Source organism: Pseudomonas farris, assembly GCF_019145235.1.
In the GTDB taxonomy this organism is placed as follows: domain Bacteria; phylum Pseudomonadota; class Gammaproteobacteria; order Pseudomonadales; family Pseudomonadaceae; genus Aquipseudomonas; species Aquipseudomonas farris.
In genome coordinates this window covers 596,130-612,460 of the sequence record NZ_JAHSTV010000003.1, presented here as the reverse complement: position 1 = coordinate 612,460, position 16,331 = coordinate 596,130, and the positions used below count along the sequence as shown (strand labels likewise).

General features: G+C 60.7%; 15 protein-coding genes and 1 pseudogene. 8 read left to right on the top strand and 8 right to left on the bottom strand.

The window, feature by feature from the left end; translation table 11 throughout:
* Positions 1–3: 3 nt before the first annotated feature.
* Together KVG95_RS08950 and KVG95_RS08945 are read right to left on the bottom strand one after the other, a co-directional pair.
* Positions 4–1,200, bottom strand: a complete 1,197-nt coding sequence (locus tag KVG95_RS08950) for a multidrug effflux MFS transporter (protein WP_217855767.1) — start codon at positions 1,198–1,200, stop codon at positions 4–6.
* A 107-nt stretch (positions 1,201–1,307) separates the two neighbouring features.
* Positions 1,308–1,505, bottom strand: coding sequence for a cation transporter (locus tag KVG95_RS08945; protein ID WP_217855765.1), 198 nt, complete (start codon positions 1,503–1,505; stop codon positions 1,308–1,310).
* Positions 1,506–1,665: 160 nt separating this feature from the next.
* On the opposite strand from KVG95_RS08945, the gene KVG95_RS08940 reads away from it, so the two are divergent.
* The 3 genes from KVG95_RS08940 to cueR all read left to right on the top strand — a co-directional run bounded on the left by KVG95_RS08940 (position 1,666) and on the right by cueR (position 5,090).
* Positions 1,666–2,049: a hypothetical protein gene (locus tag KVG95_RS08940; protein WP_048396201.1), complete on the top strand. Its 384-nt coding sequence runs from the start codon at positions 1,666–1,668 to the stop codon at positions 2,047–2,049.
* Between the two features lie 237 nt (positions 2,050–2,286).
* On the top strand, positions 2,287–4,680 hold the full coding sequence (locus tag KVG95_RS08935) for a heavy metal translocating P-type ATPase (protein WP_217855763.1): 2,394 nt from the start codon (positions 2,287–2,289) through the stop codon (positions 4,678–4,680).
* Positions 4,677–5,090 carry a Cu(I)-responsive transcriptional regulator gene (cueR, locus tag KVG95_RS08930; RefSeq protein ID WP_007907120.1) on the top strand — a complete coding sequence of 138 codons (414 nt, stop codon included), beginning with the start codon at positions 4,677–4,679 and terminating at the stop codon, positions 5,088–5,090. Before KVG95_RS08935 ends, cueR begins: the two co-directional genes overlap by 4 nt.
* Here cueR and KVG95_RS08925 read toward each other — a convergent pair.
* The gene (locus tag KVG95_RS08925) at positions 5,044–6,258 is read right to left on the bottom strand and encodes an MFS transporter (RefSeq protein ID WP_217855761.1); all 1,215 of its coding nucleotides are present in this window, start codon (positions 6,256–6,258) and stop codon (positions 5,044–5,046) included. The two genes, cueR and KVG95_RS08925, sit on opposite strands and share 47 nt — an antisense overlap.
* Positions 6,259–6,566: 308 nt before the next feature.
* Positions 6,567–7,460, bottom strand: a complete 894-nt coding sequence (locus tag KVG95_RS08920; protein WP_123358581.1) for a PA4780 family RIO1-like protein kinase — start codon at positions 7,458–7,460, stop codon at positions 6,567–6,569.
* 443 nt (positions 7,461–7,903) lie between these two features.
* On the opposite strand from KVG95_RS08920, the pseudogene KVG95_RS30350 reads away from it, so the two are divergent.
* Together KVG95_RS30350 and KVG95_RS30345 are read left to right on the top strand one after the other, a co-directional pair.
* Positions 7,904–8,992, top strand: a pseudogene (locus KVG95_RS30350) (cache domain-containing protein); the annotation flags it as partial.
* A gap of 90 nt (positions 8,993–9,082) precedes the next feature.
* Positions 9,083–9,850, top strand: a complete 768-nt coding sequence (locus tag KVG95_RS30345; RefSeq protein WP_370694472.1) for a methyl-accepting chemotaxis protein — start codon at positions 9,083–9,085, stop codon at positions 9,848–9,850.
* A gap of 128 nt (positions 9,851–9,978) precedes the next feature.
* Here the strand turns inward: KVG95_RS30345 and KVG95_RS08910 are convergent, their stop codons facing one another.
* Entirely contained in the window at positions 9,979–10,770 is a 792-nt protein-coding gene (locus KVG95_RS08910; protein ID WP_217855757.1) for an AraC family transcriptional regulator, read from the bottom strand.
* An 84-nt stretch (positions 10,771–10,854) separates the two neighbouring features.
* Here KVG95_RS08910 and KVG95_RS08905 point away from each other — a divergent pair, with 84 nt between their 5' ends.
* Entirely contained in the window at positions 10,855–11,883 is a 1,029-nt protein-coding gene (locus tag KVG95_RS08905; protein ID WP_217855755.1) for a bile acid:sodium symporter family protein, read from the top strand.
* Between the two features lie 7 nt (positions 11,884–11,890).
* Here the strand turns inward: KVG95_RS08905 and KVG95_RS08900 are convergent, their stop codons facing one another.
* Positions 11,891–13,168: an acetyl-CoA C-acetyltransferase gene (locus tag KVG95_RS08900; RefSeq protein WP_217855752.1), complete on the bottom strand. Its 1,278-nt coding sequence runs from the start codon at positions 13,166–13,168 to the stop codon at positions 11,891–11,893.
* Positions 13,169–13,339: 171 nt separating this feature from the next.
* On the opposite strand from KVG95_RS08900, the gene KVG95_RS08895 reads away from it, so the two are divergent.
* Both KVG95_RS08895 and KVG95_RS08890 read left to right on the top strand, forming a co-directional pair.
* The gene (locus KVG95_RS08895; protein WP_217855750.1) at positions 13,340–14,692 is read left to right on the top strand and encodes a 3-oxoacyl-ACP reductase; all 1,353 of its coding nucleotides are present in this window, start codon (positions 13,340–13,342) and stop codon (positions 14,690–14,692) included.
* A 2-nt stretch (positions 14,693–14,694) separates the two neighbouring features.
* On the top strand, positions 14,695–15,549 hold the full coding sequence (locus tag KVG95_RS08890) for a MaoC family dehydratase (protein ID WP_217855748.1): 855 nt from the start codon (positions 14,695–14,697) through the stop codon (positions 15,547–15,549).
* 68 nt (positions 15,550–15,617) lie between these two features.
* Here KVG95_RS08890 and KVG95_RS08885 read toward each other — a convergent pair whose 3' ends face one another.
* Positions 15,618–16,019, bottom strand: coding sequence for a response regulator (locus tag KVG95_RS08885; protein WP_123718954.1), 402 nt, complete (start codon positions 16,017–16,019; stop codon positions 15,618–15,620).
* A 70-nt stretch (positions 16,020–16,089) separates the two neighbouring features.
* Positions 16,090–16,299, bottom strand: coding sequence for a Flp family type IVb pilin (locus KVG95_RS08880; protein ID WP_217855746.1), 210 nt, complete (start codon positions 16,297–16,299; stop codon positions 16,090–16,092).
* Positions 16,300–16,331: the final 32 nt, after the last annotated feature.

Genomic DNA, 16,331 nt, shown 5'->3' with positions numbered 1-16,331 from the left:
TCCTCAGACCTGGGCTTGCGTCAGCGCCCGGGCATTTTGCAAACGTCGGGTGAGCGTTGCCGCGCTCACCACCAGAATCCCGCACAGGCTGATGACCTGGGCCATCGGCATGGCGCTGCCATCATGCAAAACCCCCACCAATGCTGCGGCCCCGGCGGCAACGCTGAACTGCAGGCAACCGAGCATCGCCGAGGCACTGCCCGCCCGCGCGCCCTGCCCGTTCATGGCGCAGGCCGAGGCGTTGGGCACAATACAACCCAGGCTGGCGATGCAGAGGAAAAGCGGAATCAGCAACGGCCACAACTGCGCGGTGTGCAACGCGCTGACCGCCAACAGAGCCAGACCGCCCGCCAGATAGAGCCAGACGGTACGCGCCAGTAAAAAGGCCGGACCGCGCTTGGCCAGCATCCGGGCATTGACCTGGGCCACCAGAATGAACCCCGCCGCGTTAATGCCGAACAGCCAGCCGAAATGCTCGGCGGGCACGCCATAGAGTTTGATGAAGACGAACGGTGAACCGGCGATGTAGGCAAACATCCCGGCGATGGCGACACCGCCAGTCAGGGCATGGCCGAGGAAGATCGGGTCCGCCAACAACCGACCGTACTGACGCAGCGCGCCCGACAACGGTTGGCGCGGCACATGGGCCGGCAGACTTTCCGGCAGCCCGAGGGCCACTGCCAACCCTGCCAGTGCACTAAAACCGGTCAGCACGAGAAAGATCGATTGCCAGCCAGTCGTGTTGACCAGCAACCCGCCCAGCATCGGCGCAAGAATCGGCGCCAGGCCCATCACCAGCATCAACTGCGAAAAGACCTTCGCCGAACCCACCGCATCGCATTTATCGCTGACCACCGCCCGCGAAATCACCATGCCCGCGCAACCACCCAGCGCCTGGACGAAACGTGCGCCAATCAGCCACTCCAGAGTCGGCGCATAGGCACAGGCCAATGAAGCGGCGGTGAATAAGCCGAGACCTGTCAGCAAGGGAATCCGCCGTCCAAAGCGATCCGCCACCGGGCCGTACGCCAGTTGGCCAATGGACAGACCGAGGAAATAGGCCGCCAGGGTCAGTTGAACGTGTTTTTCGTCGGTGCCGAAAGCGAGCGCCATCGCCGGGAATGCCGGCAGATAGAAATCGATCGCCAGCGGACCGAAAGCGCTCAAGGCGCCGAGAATCAGGATTGTACGGAGGTTCATCAGGCGTCCAGGTTAGGCATGCAGGTTGGCCATGGATCGGCAGGCCAACAGTCTAGCCGGGCGTGGACGCCTTGAACATTCCGTTAGGTCGCTAACTATTAAAAAACTCAGGCCAATTTGACGTCATAACCCTCTTCGCTGATTGCAGCGATCACCTGATCAGCCGTCAGCGCACTTTCAACGCCGACTTCTTTTGCCGCCAGATCAATGCGCACGCTGGCCGCGGGATCCTTGGTTTGCAGCGCCTGAGTGATGGCCTTGACGCAATGACCGCAGGACATGCCTTCAACGTTGAACACTTGCATGGGACGTCTCCTTAATGGGGCCCTTCAATACGGGTTGAGGGCAGTCTCGAGCTTGCCACCATGGCAAGGTCAAGTTCTGAAGCAAGCTGCCGGGCTGGCAATCGGCGCCGTGCTCGGCCAAGCTGCGTCCATCTATGACTCGACATCAGGAGATTCAGCCATGCGCTGGTCAGCTCTCAGCCTGTTTGGCTTCCTCAGCCTATTTGCCGCGACACCTTCGGTCCAAGCCGCCGGGGAGGATTACGGCGTGCTGATCATTTCCCGCGAGCGCCTGGAAGTGTCGACTTCCTGTGAAATCGGCGTGTACATCCAGGATCAGCTATCGGCGCGACTGTTCCAGGAACAGAGCACCTCGTTCAACCTGCCGCCGGGCAATGTGTCCCTGCGCCTCAAACTGCTGCCGGGCCAGGCGCCGGGGTGCAACCCGGGCATGCTCGCGCCGGGCTCGCAGAACATCACGCTCAAGGCCGGGGACGTGTTGAAGTTCCGGATTGCGATGACGCAGGAAGGGATGTACCTCAAGCCTGCCGCCCTCGAATACTGAAACCCAGCGTATGGGGGCTGACTCATCTTCGTGGGTGAATGTTATGGCCTCTTCGCGAGCAAGCCCGCTCCCACAGGATTTATGCAAGACCTGTGGGAGCGGGCTTGCTCGCGAAGGGCGCGACATGGTCTCCCTGTCCTTCCAGGATTTGGGTCGCAACGATTTACAGAGTGGCGCTTGACCTTGCCCGCATGGCAAGGTTGATCCTGTAGGTAATTTCTACAGGGAGCGTGCCCGATGTCCGAATCCACCACCTTCGATCTGCCGATTGCCGGCATGACCTGCGCCAGTTGCGCCGGGCGTGTCGAGCGTGCCTTGAGCAAAGTTCTCGGCGCCACGGCCGTCAGCGTCAACCTGGCCACCGAACAGGCCCGGGTTCAAGCGCCCAGTGACAGCCTGCCGGCCTTGATGGAGGCCGTGCAGCAGGCCGGTTACAGCGTGCCGCAGCAGACCCTGGAATTGAGCATCGACGGCATGACCTGCGCGTCCTGCGTTGGCCGCGTCGAACGGGCACTGGCCAAGATGCCGGGGGTCAAAAGCGTCAGCGTCAACTTGGCCAACGAACGGGCCCACCTCGAATTGCTCGGCCAGGTCGACCCGCAAACCCTGATCGGCGCCGTGACCAAGGCCGGTTACTCCGCCAGCGTCTGGGAAATCGAACACCCGCAAATCGACAATCAACAACAACGACTACACCGTGAACGCTGGGCTTTGCTGGCGGCTATTGCCCTCGCTTTGCCGCTGGTGCTGCCGATGGTGCTGCAACCTTTCGGCGTGCACTGGATGCTCCCGGCGTGGGTGCAGTTTGCGTTGGCGACGCCGGTGCAGTTCATCTTCGGCGCACGCTTCTATATCGCTGCATGGAAAGCCGTGCGCGCCGGCGCCGGCAACATGGATTTGCTGGTGGCCCTGGGTACCAGCGCTGGCTACGGCTTGAGCGTTTACGAGTGGGCCACCGCCACCGGCCGCCTACCGCACCTGTATTTCGAAGCCTCGGCGGTGGTGATCGCTCTGGTACTGCTGGGCAAATACCTGGAAAGTCGCGCCAAGCGCCAGACCGCCAGTGCCATCCGCGCCCTTGAAGCCTTGCGTCCGGAGCGAGCCATTCAGGTGATCGATGGCCGCGAGCAGGACGTTGCGATCAGCGCTTTGCGCCTCAACGATCTGGTCATGGTCAAACCCGGCGAACGCTTCCCGGTGGATGGCGAAGTGGTGGAAGGCCAGAGCCACGCCGATGAAGCACTGATCAGCGGCGAGAGCCTGCCAGTACCGAAACAGCCGGGTGACCAGGTCACCGGCGGGGCCATCAATGGCGAAGGTCGGCTGCTGGTTCGGACCTTGGCGCTCGGTGCAGAAACCGTGCTGGCGCGGATCATCCGCCTGGTCGAAGACGCGCAGGCGGCGAAAGCACCGATCCAGAAACTGGTGGATAAAGTCAGCCAGGTGTTCGTGCCGGCGGTGCTGCTGATCGCGCTGGCGACCTTGATCGGTTGGTGGCTGTACGGCGCGCCACTGGAAACCGCATTGATCAACGCCGTCGCGGTGTTGGTGATCGCCTGCCCTTGTGCACTCGGGCTGGCCACGCCGACGGCAATCATGGCCGGCACCGGTGTGGCAGCGCGCTACGGGATTCTGATCAAGGACGCCGAAGCTTTGGAGCGCGCCCATGAAGTCAGCGCCGTGGTGTTCGACAAGACCGGCACGCTGACTTCGGGTACGCCGCGCATCGCTCATCTGAGTGCCATCGAAGGTGATGAAGCTGCTCTGCTGCAAATGGCTGGTGCGCTGCAACGCGGCAGTGAACACCCGTTAGCCAAGGCTGTGCTGGATGCCTGCACCGAGCGCGGCTTGACCGTGGCTGATGTCAGCAACAGTCAATCGCTGACCGGGCGCGGCATTGCCGGCAGTCTCGATGGTCGACGGTTGGCTTTGGGCAATCGGCGTCTGCTGGAAGAAAGCGGACTGAGCGCCGGGCCATTGGCCGACTCGGCAACCACTTGGGAAACCGAAGGCCGGACCTTGTCCTGGCTGATCGAACAAAGCCCTGAACCGCGAGTGCTCGGCCTGTTCGCCTTCGGTGACACGCTCAAACCCGGCGCCTTGCAAGCGGTGCAACGCTTAAGCGCACGGAACATCAGCAGCCACCTGCTAACCGGCGATAACCGCGGCAGCGCCAAGGTGGTCGCCGAGGCGCTGGGCATCAGCGATGTCCACGCCGAAGTATTACCGGCGGACAAAGCCGCCACCGTCGCCGCACTGAAAAAAACCGGTGTTGTGGCCATGGTCGGCGACGGCATCAACGACGCACCGGCCCTTGCCGCGGCAGACATCGGCATCGCCATGGGCGGCGGTACCGACGTCGCCATGCACGCCGCCGGGATCACCCTGATGCGCGGCGATCCACGACTGGTGCCGGCGGCGCTGGAAATCAGCCGCAAGACCTACGCGAAGATTCGCCAAAACCTGTTCTGGGCCTTCGTCTATAACCTGATCGGCCTGCCACTGGCGGCGTTCGGCTTCCTCAACCCGGTGCTGGCCGGCGCGGCCATGGCGCTGTCGAGCGTCAGCGTGGTGAGCAATGCGTTACTGTTGAAAACCTGGAAACCCAAAGACCTGGAGGACAACCGATGAACATTGGCCAAGCGGCCCGCCAGAGCGGTCTGAGCGCGAAGATGATTCGTTATTACGAGTCCATCGGCCTGCTCAAAGCAGCCCATCGCACCGACAGTGGCTACCGGGTCTATGGCGACGACGATCTGCACACTCTGGCGTTCATCAAGCGCTCTCGGGATTTGGGCTTCTCGCTGGAAGAGGTCGGCAAACTGCTGACCCTCTGGCAAGACCGTCAGCGAGCCAGTGCCGATGTGAAGGCGCTGGCCCGTCAGCACATTGATGAGTTGAACCAGAAGATTCGCGAACTCGGCCAACTGCGCGACACCCTGCAAGACCTGGTAGAACATTGCCACGGCGACCACCGCCCGGACTGCCCGATCCTCAAGGAGCTGGCGTCGGGCTGCTGCGCCGAACCCGCTCACTCCTGAGCGCCACCCCCTTCGCCACCAGCAACGTGGTGAGGGGAATACCGTGGAACAACAACACCACCGAGCCGGGCGTCCACCAGGAATAGAACGGCGCGGCGATCAACATGCCGATGCCGAACCCGGTCATTTGCAGCAGCGTCAGAAAGCTGAAAATCGGCAGGCGCAGGTTGTCCGGTTCACGTTGCAGGCGCGACATCAGGCCGACTTCCGAGAAGCCATCGCCCAAGCCTGCGGGCAATGAAAACAGCAGCAAGCCGTAAAGGGTTTGCTGTTGGAACATCAGGATGAAACCACAGGACATCAGCAACACACCGAAGAAAAATCGCCGTTCAAGGTGCGCGTTGTCCGTACCTTTCAGACGACTGGCGATTCGCGCGCCGATGAATTTCCCGATGGCCCAGACCGCCAGCATCAGGCCCAGAGTGGTGCTGGCCGACTCGGGTGTCAGCAGTTTTGAAATGATCGGTAAACCGACGTTGTGTGCGGCGCTGCCCAGCGTATCGGCCATGGCAACGGCCAGCATCGCCGCCAGCACTGGCGCCGTGCGCAAACCCTGACGCAGGGCCGGCCATTCGCCTTGTTGGTGAAGGGGCTCGTCACTGAGTGTCGGTCTGGGAAATCGCAGCGGCACAATCAACAACGCCGCCAGCAGGTAAGTGACCACGTTCAGGACAAACACCGTTTCAAAGCCAAACCCGGCCACCAACAAACCTGCCACCAGACTCCCGCCGACCATCGCCGCAGATGACGCCGAGGTTATCCAGGCGTTGGTCTTGAGTAGCTGCGCCTTATCGATCATGTGCGGTAATTGGCTGTTGAGGCCAATGGCGAACATCGAATTGCCGAACCCCAGGCCGAACGCGATCAACGGTAGCAGCAGCGCTTGTTGGGTGACTGGCAACACCAGCAGCAAGCCCAGCAACCCGGCGCGCAGCAGGTCGAAGGCAATCAGCGGCAGGCGCCCAGCCCAGCGGCGATAGAACCGGGTGCCGATCAGGCTGGCAAAGATCCCCCCGGCTACACGGCTGGCGAGGAAGATGCCGACGCTCATGGCGCTGTTGCTGAGTAGATAGACGTAGGTGGCCAGGGCAACCATGTTGAGGAAAGCGCCGAAGTCCGAAATCAGCCGGGCGGCGATGATCAATTGGGCATTGCGGGTGGAGTTCACATTCAGTCCTTGAGTGTGGGGTGTTTCGAGCGGTGCAGTATGTAGGAGGTTTTATGTTGAAGGCGATGGCCCTTTCGCGAGCAGGCTCGCTCCCACAATAAATCGGTGCCGGGCGCAGATTTAGTGTTGGCGCAAAACTATTGTGGGAGCGGGCTTGCTCGCGAATGCAGTGTGTCATTCAACATCAATGTCGACTGATCTACCGCTTTCGCGAGCAAGCCCGCTCCCACATTGGTTCTTCGGTGTTTGGGGGATTCGGGCAGGCAGCTACAAAAAACCCGGCCGAGGCCGGGTTTTGGGTCAACCGATTACTGCATCCACGGCGGAGGCGGTTCTTCGGCCTTGCTCGGTGGCGCATCATCCGCCGCCCGAACCGCTTGACGACGCTCTTCATCGAGACGGGCCGCCTCGATCTCGCGCATGATCCCGCCGACGTCCGCCAGCTCTTCCGGCTCGTCGAACTCGCCGGTCAACACACTGGCCGGGTGCAAAGTGCCGGCTTCGTACAACGCCCACATTTCCTTGGCGTACTTGGTGCGTTTCAACTCCGGTGCAAAGCGACCGAAGTACGACGCCATGTTGCCCACGTCCCGCTCCAGCATATTGAACGCGTGGTTGTTGCCCGCCGCATCCACCGCTTGCGGCAAGTCGATGATGACGGGGCCGGTCGGCGTCAGCAGCACGTTGAACTCGGACAGGTCACCGTGCACCAAACCGGTACACAGCATCAGCACGATCTGCGAAATCAGAAACGCGTGATATTCGCGCGCCTGGTCCGGCTCCAGCACCACATCGTTCAGACGCGGCGCGGCATCACCGTACTCGTCGGCCACCAGCTCCATCAGCAGCACGCCTTCGAGGAAGTCATACGGCTTGGGTACGCGCACGCCGGCACCGGCCAGGCGGAACAACGCCGCCACTTCGGCATTCTGCCAGGCGTCTTCGGTTTCTTTCTTGCCGAACTTGGAGCCCTTGGCCATCGCTCGAGCCTGCCGGCTGTTGCGCACCTTACGGCCTTCCTGATACTCGGCCGCCTGACGAAAACTGCGTTTATTCGCCTCCTTGTAGACCTTGGCACAACGCAGCTCGTTGCCGCAGCGCACCACATAAACAGCTGCTTCTTTACCACTCATGAGTGGGCGCAGCACCTCGTCGACCAGACCGTCCTCGATCAGGGGTTCAATGCGTTTTGGAGTCTTCATCAGCTTTTATTGTGGGTCCTTTATTACCAAACACGCGAAAGTCATTCGTTATACGGCAATCCTCTCATTCGCGGGAGGGGTTGCCGACCTATGAACGTTCCCATGAACATCAAGAAGCACACAATGTGCCGGATAAACGGGCACAACTCATTGACCGCTCAGGATCATAGCTGAGCCTGCGCCACTTGTTGACGAAGGGCTACAGGGGCATTTGCGACAGAATCTGACATGTAGCCCCTACCCTTCGCCGGATTTTTCTCAACAGGCCTAAATTTCCACGTTCGTCAGCCGAAGTCATTAGAGAGAAAAGGAATTGTCCGACAATCGCCCCGACAATGATAACGAGGGCGCACTCAAGGATCGGGGTATCGAACATTTTCGGCTGCCAATAATCCGCGAGTCATCTGCACTGCGTGGGCCTACAAGAAAAAACTGGAGCGCGGATGAACATCAAACAGAAGTTGACCTGGGCGTTTGCAATCATCGCCTGCTTGCCCGTGGTGCTGGTCGCCACCCTCGTGGTGCTGAACTTGCGCAGCGACGCCAAGGATAATTTTGTCGACGGCAGCGGCCGTGAGATTCGTCAGGTCAGCAATGCCATGCAGCTGTTCTTTGACGGCATCAGCCAGAACGTCGATTACCTGGCCACCCAACCGCTGATCAAGGACTCCGACGACAGCCTCAAGACCTACATGAGCGCCAACGCCGAGAGCATTCCCCAAGGCGAGTCGGACAAAAAGGTCTTCGCCCTCCTCCAGGACCTGGGCAACAGCCACCCGGCCTACGCCTATGCCATCCTCGGTACGGCGGCGGGCGGTTACGTGTCTTGGCCGGACGATGCGAAACTGAGCAATTACGATCCGCGCCAGCGCCCTTGGTACAAAGCCGCGCAGGCCAAACCCGGCAAACCATTTCGCACCGAGGCCTATTACTGGGCTCAGGATGACGCGACTTACGTCAGCACCGTGCGCACCATCGACAACAAACTGGGCAGCAATGGCGGCGTGGTCAGCATCGACGTGACGCTCAAGCAGCTCACCGAAATCGTCAAACAGATCAAACTCGGCGAAACCGGCTATTTGATGCTGGTGGAAAACACCGGCAAAGTGCTGGTCGATCCGAAGCAACCGGAACACAACTTCAAGGCCCTCAACAGTCTCGGCGACGGCTACGCGCAACTGGCCAAGGCCGGCAAAGGGCTGGTGGAAGTCGAGCTCAATGGCGAGCGCTACATGGCCAACGTCTGGCCGTCGGAACAACTGGGCTGGACCTTTATCGGCCTGATCAAGCAGACCGACGTGATGAGCTCGGCCACCCAATTGACTTGGCTGATCGCGATCATTGCAGCGGTACTGGCGGTATTCTTCGCCATCGTCGGAGCCAGTTTCGCCAGCCTGATCGTGCGGCCGATCCGCAGCGTGGCCAGCGGTCTGGAAGGCATCGCCCAAGGTGAAGGCGACCTGACCAAGAATCTCCAAATCCGTGGCAGCGACGAAACGGCTCAATTGGCCAACTGGTTCAATCAGTTTCTGGCGGCGATTCGCAACCTGATCCAAAGCATCGGCGGCGCCGCGACCAAGATCCTCGCCACCTCCAAGAGTTCGACCCAGGTGTCCAGCGACATGGCCGAAGCCGCCGGGCGCCAGCGTGAAGCGGTGGACATGGTGTCCACGGCGTTCCACGAAATGGTCGCCACCGCCAACGAAGTCGCACGCTCCTGCAGCCAGGCCGCCGAGTCGGCCGACAGCGGCCAGCGCCAGGCGCGCGAAGGTCAGCAGCAGATCGATGCCGCCGTGAGCAGTGTTGATCGTTTGAGCCAGGAAATCGAACAATCGGCGCAATCGATGCAACAGCTTGAGCGCGATAGCAACGACATTCAGTCGATCCTCGGGACCATTCGTTCCATCGCCGAACAGACCAACCTGCTGGCACTGAACGCCGCCATCGAAGCGGCCCGGGCGGGTGAACAGGGTCGTGGTTTTGCGGTGGTGGCGGATGAAGTTCGCGCCTTGGCCAAACGGACGGCCGACTCTACGGCGGAAATCGACGGGTTGCTGGGCAACCTGGCCAAACGCACCAGCCAGGTGACGCAGCAGATGCACGCGAGCCTGGAAGTGTCGCAGCAATCGGTGACCCGTATCGGTGAAGCACGCAGCAGTTTTGGGCAGATTCGTGAATCGGTGGATGTGATTCGCGACATGAACACTCAGATCGCCACGGCGGCAGAGGAACAGCATCAAGTGGCGGAAGACATCAATCGCCACATCAGCCAGATTCATGGCGATGCGCAGTTGGTGGCGGAACTGGCGAACTCGGCGCGCCTGGATTCTCAGAGCCTGGCGGGGTTGTCGAATGAGCTGGATGGGTTGGTTCGGCGGTTCAGAACCTAATATCCAAGAACACCGCAGATCCAGTGTGGGAGCGGGCTTGCTCGCGAAAGCGGACTGTCAGCCAACAGAGATGTTGAATGTGATGGCCTCTTCGCGAGCAAGCCCGCTCCCACATTGGTTCGGTGGTGTTACTGCCTAAACAGTTCCCCCGGGGTAAACCCGAACAACCCCTTGAACGCCGCAATAAACGCCGACGTCGAGTCATACCCGCAAGACAGCGCGGCATGGGTCACGCTGTTCCCCTCTTCCAGCAAACTCAACGACGACAGCAGCCGCATGCGCTGCCGCCAACCGCGGAAGCTCAAGCCGGTTTCACGCTGGAACAAGCGCATCAAGGTTTTCTCCGACGTGCCCAAACGCTCGGCCCATTCCTGCAAGGTCGCATTGCGTTCAGGGCTGTCGATCAACTCGTTGCACAAGCCCAGCAACCGTTCATGCCGGGGCAGCGGCAAGGAAAACCCCACCTCCGGCAGACTCGCCAACTGATCCAGCAGCACGCCCACCAATCGCGCCTCCTGGCTGTCGCCCTGTGGATACTCCACCGGAAACAGGCAAAAACGCTTGATCAGCTCCCGCGCCAATGGCGTGACTTCCAGCACCCGGCAACGCCCGTCCGCCCATGGGCAGTCCTCGCGGCGCACGTACAGGCTGCGCATCTCGGCACGCATCGAGGTCACGACCTGATGCTCGAGATCCGCCGGAATCCAGATGCCCCACTGCGGCGGCGCAAAGAAACTGCCCTCGGCGGTATGCACACCGAGAACGCCGCTGATGGCGTAGGAAAACTGCACCCAATCGTGACGATGCGGCGGCGTCCACGAACCGGCGTTCAGACTTTCCGCCCGCGCATACAACGGACGCGGCAACGCCATCAGCGCCGGGATGGTCCGTTCGAGGGAAAGTTGTCCGTTAGTCGGCATTGATTGGCCTTATGTCGCAAGACGGCTGATGGAGCCGACGTTAGGCTAAGTCATCAATTCTTACAAACGGATTCGGTGCCCATCATGCATGCCTTCAAACACTTCAAACGCGTGGTCACCGACTGGTTCTTGTGCGGCATGCTGATCGCCACCCTGCTGGCGTATTTTTTCCCGACCTTCGGCGCCACTGGCGGCGGGATGCACGCGGAGTACGTGATCAACATCGGCGTGTTTCTGGTGTTCTTCCTGCACGGGGTCAATCTCTCCAGCGAGCAGATCCGCCACGGGCTGAGAAACTGGAAGCTGCACGTGATGGTTCAAGCCTTCACCTTTGCGGTGTTTCCATTGATCTGGCTGCTGAGCGACAAACTGCTGGGTTCGCACATCCCCTCACTGCTGATGCTCGGCTTCCTCTACCTCTGCGCCCTGCCCTCGACCATTTCCTCGTCCGTGGCCCTGACCGGTAGCGCGGGCGGCAACGTGCCGGCAGCGATTCTCAACGCGAGCCTGTCCAGCGTGCTGGGGATTTTTCTGACACCGCTGCTGGTGAGTTTCGTGGTTGGCAGCGGCGCGGGAGGCATCGATCTGGGCTCAACCCTGCTCGATTTGTGCGCCATGCTGCTGTTGCCGCTGGTGCTCGGGCAATTGCTGCGGCCGCTCCTGGGCAAGTTTTTCGCTCGGCACAAGCGCTATACCAACATCGCCGACAAACTGGTGATTCTGCTGCTGGTGTACTCGGCGTTTTGCAATTCGATGGTGTCGGGGATGTGGCAGCAACAGGGCAACAGCGTGATTCTGACTGCGCTGCTGGGCAGTGCGATTCTGCTGGCAATCATCCTGTGGATGACCACCCGCACCGCTCGCGCGCTGAAGTTCAGCCCTGCCGATGAGATTGCCGCGGTGTTCTGCGCCAGCAAAAAATCCCTGGCGGCCGGTGCACCGATGGCGGCGTTGATCTTCGGCGCCAACCCCGGCCTTGGCTTGATCCTGCTGCCGATCATGATCTATCACCCGTTGCAGCTGATCGTCTGCTCGGTGATGGCCGAGGGTTACGCCAACCGCAACCGGGAACTGGCCGCGCAGCAAAGCGCGGCAGTGCTCAACCCCCAGTAATCAGCAATCAGCGCTCGATAATCGCCGTCACGCCCTGACCGCCCGCTGCGCAGATCGAGATCAACCCTCGGCCTTTGCCTGCCGCGTCCAGCAGCTTCGCCAGGTTGGCAACGATGCGCGCACCGGTGGCGGCAAACGGATGCCCGGCGGCCAGTGAACTGCCCTTGACGTTGAGGCGGCTGCGGTCGATGGAGCCCAACGGTGCGTCGAGGCCGAGACGGGTTTTGCAGAACTCCGGATCTTCCCAGGCCTTGAGTGTGCAGAGCACTTGCGCGGCGAACGCCTCGTGGATTTCGTAGTAATCGAAGTCCTGCAAGGTCAGGCCATTGCGCGCCAGTAAACGCGGCACGGCATAAGCCGGCGCCATCAGCAGCCCTTCGGCACCATTGACGAAATCCACCGCCGCCGCTTCACCGTCACGCCAATAGGCAAGAATCGGCAAGCCGCGCTCTTTCGCCCATTCTTCACTCCCCAGCAACACCACAGACGCGCCATCGGTGAGTGGCGTGGAATTGCCCGCGGTCAGGGTGCCCTTGGCGCTTTTCTCGAAGGCCGGTTTCAGTGAGGCGAGTTTTTCCAGGGTCAGATCCGGGCGCAGGTTGTTGTCCCGGGTCAGGCCGAGGAACGGCGTCATCAAATCGTTGTGCCAGCCTTCGGCGTAGGACGCGGCCAGTTTCTGATGGCTTTGCTGGGTCAGCTGATCCTGCTCGTCACGCGGGATGCTCCAGGTCTGGGCCATCATTTCACAGTGTTCGCCCATCGACCGGTTGGTGCGCGGCTCGCCGATGCTTGGAAAGTCGGGCATCAAGTGGCGGGGACGCAGTTGCAGGAAGGTTTTCAGTTTGTCGGCGGTGCTTCGGGCGCGGTTGGCTTGCAAGAGGATCTTGCGCAGGCTTTCGTTGACCCCGATCGGCACATCCGAGGCTGTATCGACGCCACCGGCAATGCCACATTCGATTTGACCCAGGGCGATTTTGTTCGCCACCAACAGCGTCGCTTCCAGCCCCGTGCCGCAGGCTTGCTGGATGTCGTAGGCCGGCGTCATCGGCGACAACCGCGAGCCCAGCACGCATTCGCGGGTCAGGCCGTAATCGCGCAAATACTTGAGCAGTGCACCTGCCGCCACTTCACCCATGCGCACACCGTGCAGGTTATAGCGCTCGATCAGGCCTTCCAGCGCTGCGGTGAACATCGCCTGGTTACTGGCAGTGGCGTACGGCCCGTTGGACCGGGCAAAGGGGATACGGTTACCACCGATAATCGCGACGCGACGCAGCTGAGTCATGAAAACGCTCCTTTTAATCAACGATGAACACCAAACCAGTTCCTGAAAGTCCTGCTAAACCCAATCTCAAACTAACCTGCAATGATCAAGCGTAGGCCGTATCTCGTGGATCGAACGACTAATTGCAATTCCTGGTCCACACTTTTAACCCCAGCTGCTGGAGCGTGATTCATGTCTGATCGCTATATCGACTTCGCCAATTCGTCCATCGGCCATCGTGTGGTCGGTGCCCTGGGTCTGCCGTCGCCGGTACGACTGGAACGCTGGCAAGCAGGCCGGCTGCGGCCAATCGAGGGGGCGCTGTTGATTGGCGGTGGCCCGTTGGCGGAAAAAGTCAGCACTCTCGCCAACCGCCTGACCGACACGATTTACAGCTACGGCACCGATCCGACCCTGGCCACCGCTTGGATTCCCGGCCACGGCCAGAAACTCAAAGCCGTGGTGTACGACGCCAGTGATCTGGTGCAGGTCGATCAGTTGAAACAGCTGCGCGAGTTCTTCCAGCCGCTGATGAAAAACCTCGATCACCATGCGCACCTGGTGATTCTTGGCCGGGCGCCTGAGACCTTGAGCGACCCGTTCGCCGCCAGCGCCCAACGCGCCCTGGAAGGTTTCAGCCGTTCGCTGGCCAAGGAACTGCGCAGCGGCGGAACTTTGCAGCTGATCTATGTCGGCGAAGGTGCCGAAGATCAACTGGAAGGCCCATTGCGGTTTTTCCTCTCGCCCAAAAGTGCGTTCATTTCCGGACAAGTCATTCGCGTGAAGGCGTGTGAGGCGCAGGTAATGGACTGGAGTCGCCCCTTGTCAGGGCGCAAGGCATTGGTGACGGGCGCGGCGCGCGGCATCGGCGCCTCGATCGCCGAAACCCTGGCCCGCGACGGCGCCGAGGTAATCCTGCTCGACGTGCCACCGGCCAAAAACGATCTCGAGGCCCTGGCCGCACGCCTCGGCGGGCGCGGCATCACCCTGGATATCTGCGCCGAAGACGCCGCCGCACAATTGATCGAACACTTGCCCGACGGCGTCGATATCGTGGTTCACAACGCGGGCATCACCCGGGACAAAACCCTGGCCAATATGACCCCGGAATTCTGGGACGCGGTGCTGGCGGTCAACCTCAACGCGCCGCAAGTATTGACCAAGGCTTTGCTCGACAGCGGCACCTTGCGCGACAACGGCCGAGTGATCCTGCTGGCGTCCATCAGCGGCATCGCCGGCAATCGCGGGCAAACCAATTACGCGGCGAGCAAGGCCGGGTTGATCGGCCTGGCCCAGGCCTGGGCGCCGCAGCTGAGTGAGCGCGGCATCAGCATCAATGCCGTAGCGCCAGGGTTCATCGAAACCCAAATGACCGCGCACCTGCCCTTCGGCTTGCGCGAAGCCGGGCGACGCATGAGTTCATTGGGCCAGGGCGGCCTGCCGCAAGACGTCGCCGAAGCCGTGGCCTGGCTGGCACAACCGGGCACCGGAGCGTTTACCGGGCAAGCGTTGCGCGTGTGCGGGCAAAGCGTTTTGGGAGCCTGACCATGACCACCCACTGGCAAACACTCGACAGCGAACCAGGGCTGCAAACGCTGTATGTGAAGGCAGCAACGCGCCGCAAAATCACCGGCACCACGCTGCCTGACCTGGGTTATCACTGCTGGGTCAATGTCGATCCGAAACGCCTGGAGGCTTATCGCAAGGTCTGTGGTTTCGCCGACAACGGGCTGCTACCACCGACGTATCCACACATCCTGGCGTTTGCCTTGCAGATGCAATTGCTCACTGCCAAAGCTTTTCCGTTCCCGCTGCTGGGGCTGATTCACTTGAGCAATCGCATCCGCATCTTGCGCCCCATGGGTGGCGTGCACCGGGTGCGGGTCAGCGTGAACGTGCAGAACCTGCAACCCCATGCCAAGGGAGCGACGTTCGATTTGGTGACAACGCTCGACGATCAGCTGGGGCCGCTATGGGAGGCGGAAAGCCAGATGCTCTGTCGCGGCGTCAAACTGGAAGGCGAACCGGTCGAGGAAGCGTTCGCATCGACGCTGTCGCTGACCGAAGTGGCCCACTGGAAAGCGCCCGCGGACATTGGCCGCCGATATGCCAAGGTGTCCGGGGACTACAACCCGATCCACCTGAGTGCGATCAGCGCGAAACTCTTCGGTTTCCCTAGCGCCATCGCCCATGGCCTGTGGAACAAGGCACGTACGCTGGCAGCCCTGACCGATCATTTGCCGACGGCAAACGTCGACATTGCGGTGCAGTTCAGGAAACCGGTGCGCCTTCCCAGTGAAGTGACGCTGATGTCCAGCGCGGCGGGGTCCAGTGGGGATTTTCAGTTGATGGGTGCGGGGGATTTGGAACACATGGTTGGGCAGTGGCGGCCTGTTGCCTGATTTTGTGGCGAGGGGGCTTGCCCCCTCGCCACAGTTCAGTGCTTACCTTGGGACATGGGCACCATAGATCAGGAACTAACCACCCCCGGAAACAAATTATTCAACGTCTCCAACAACCGCACGTGATAAATCGGCTTGCGAAACAAATCCAGCACCTGCAACCGCAACATATCACTCACATCATCCATATCCGCATGGCCTGACGTCACAATCACCGGCAAATGCTGACGAGACGTATGCTCACGCAACCGCTTGATCAACGACATGCCACTCTCCTCCGGCATCCGCAAATCAGTAATCACCAGCGCGATATCAGGATGACAAGTCAAATGATGAAGGGCGAGTTTGACCGACGTTGCCGTAAAACAAGTAAAGCCCTCGCCCTCCAGCAACTCGGCCAGTTCCAGTAACGCATCCTCCTCATCGTCGACCAGAAGAAGCTGTTGGCGTGGCAGCGCGGGAGCATTCATGGGTAAACCACCTGCAATGGACTAAGCGTTGACGTTAGAACCGCCCTGGCAGGTTAGCAAGCTGTCGGCATCAAGCAGGAGGCACCAGCGCTTCCTGAATCACGGTAAAAATGTCGGTTATCGCACCCGAGATAGGCGTCATGAATACCGCCAACGCAACCGCTGCCATGCCCGCAATGATCGCGTATTCGATACCCGACGCACCCTCCGTATCTTTAGCCAGGTGTTTGAACAAAATAATTTCAGTTTTGATCTTCTGAACAACTTTAGTAAAGGACATGACGTGTCTCCTATGACAGCGGATGTTGCACG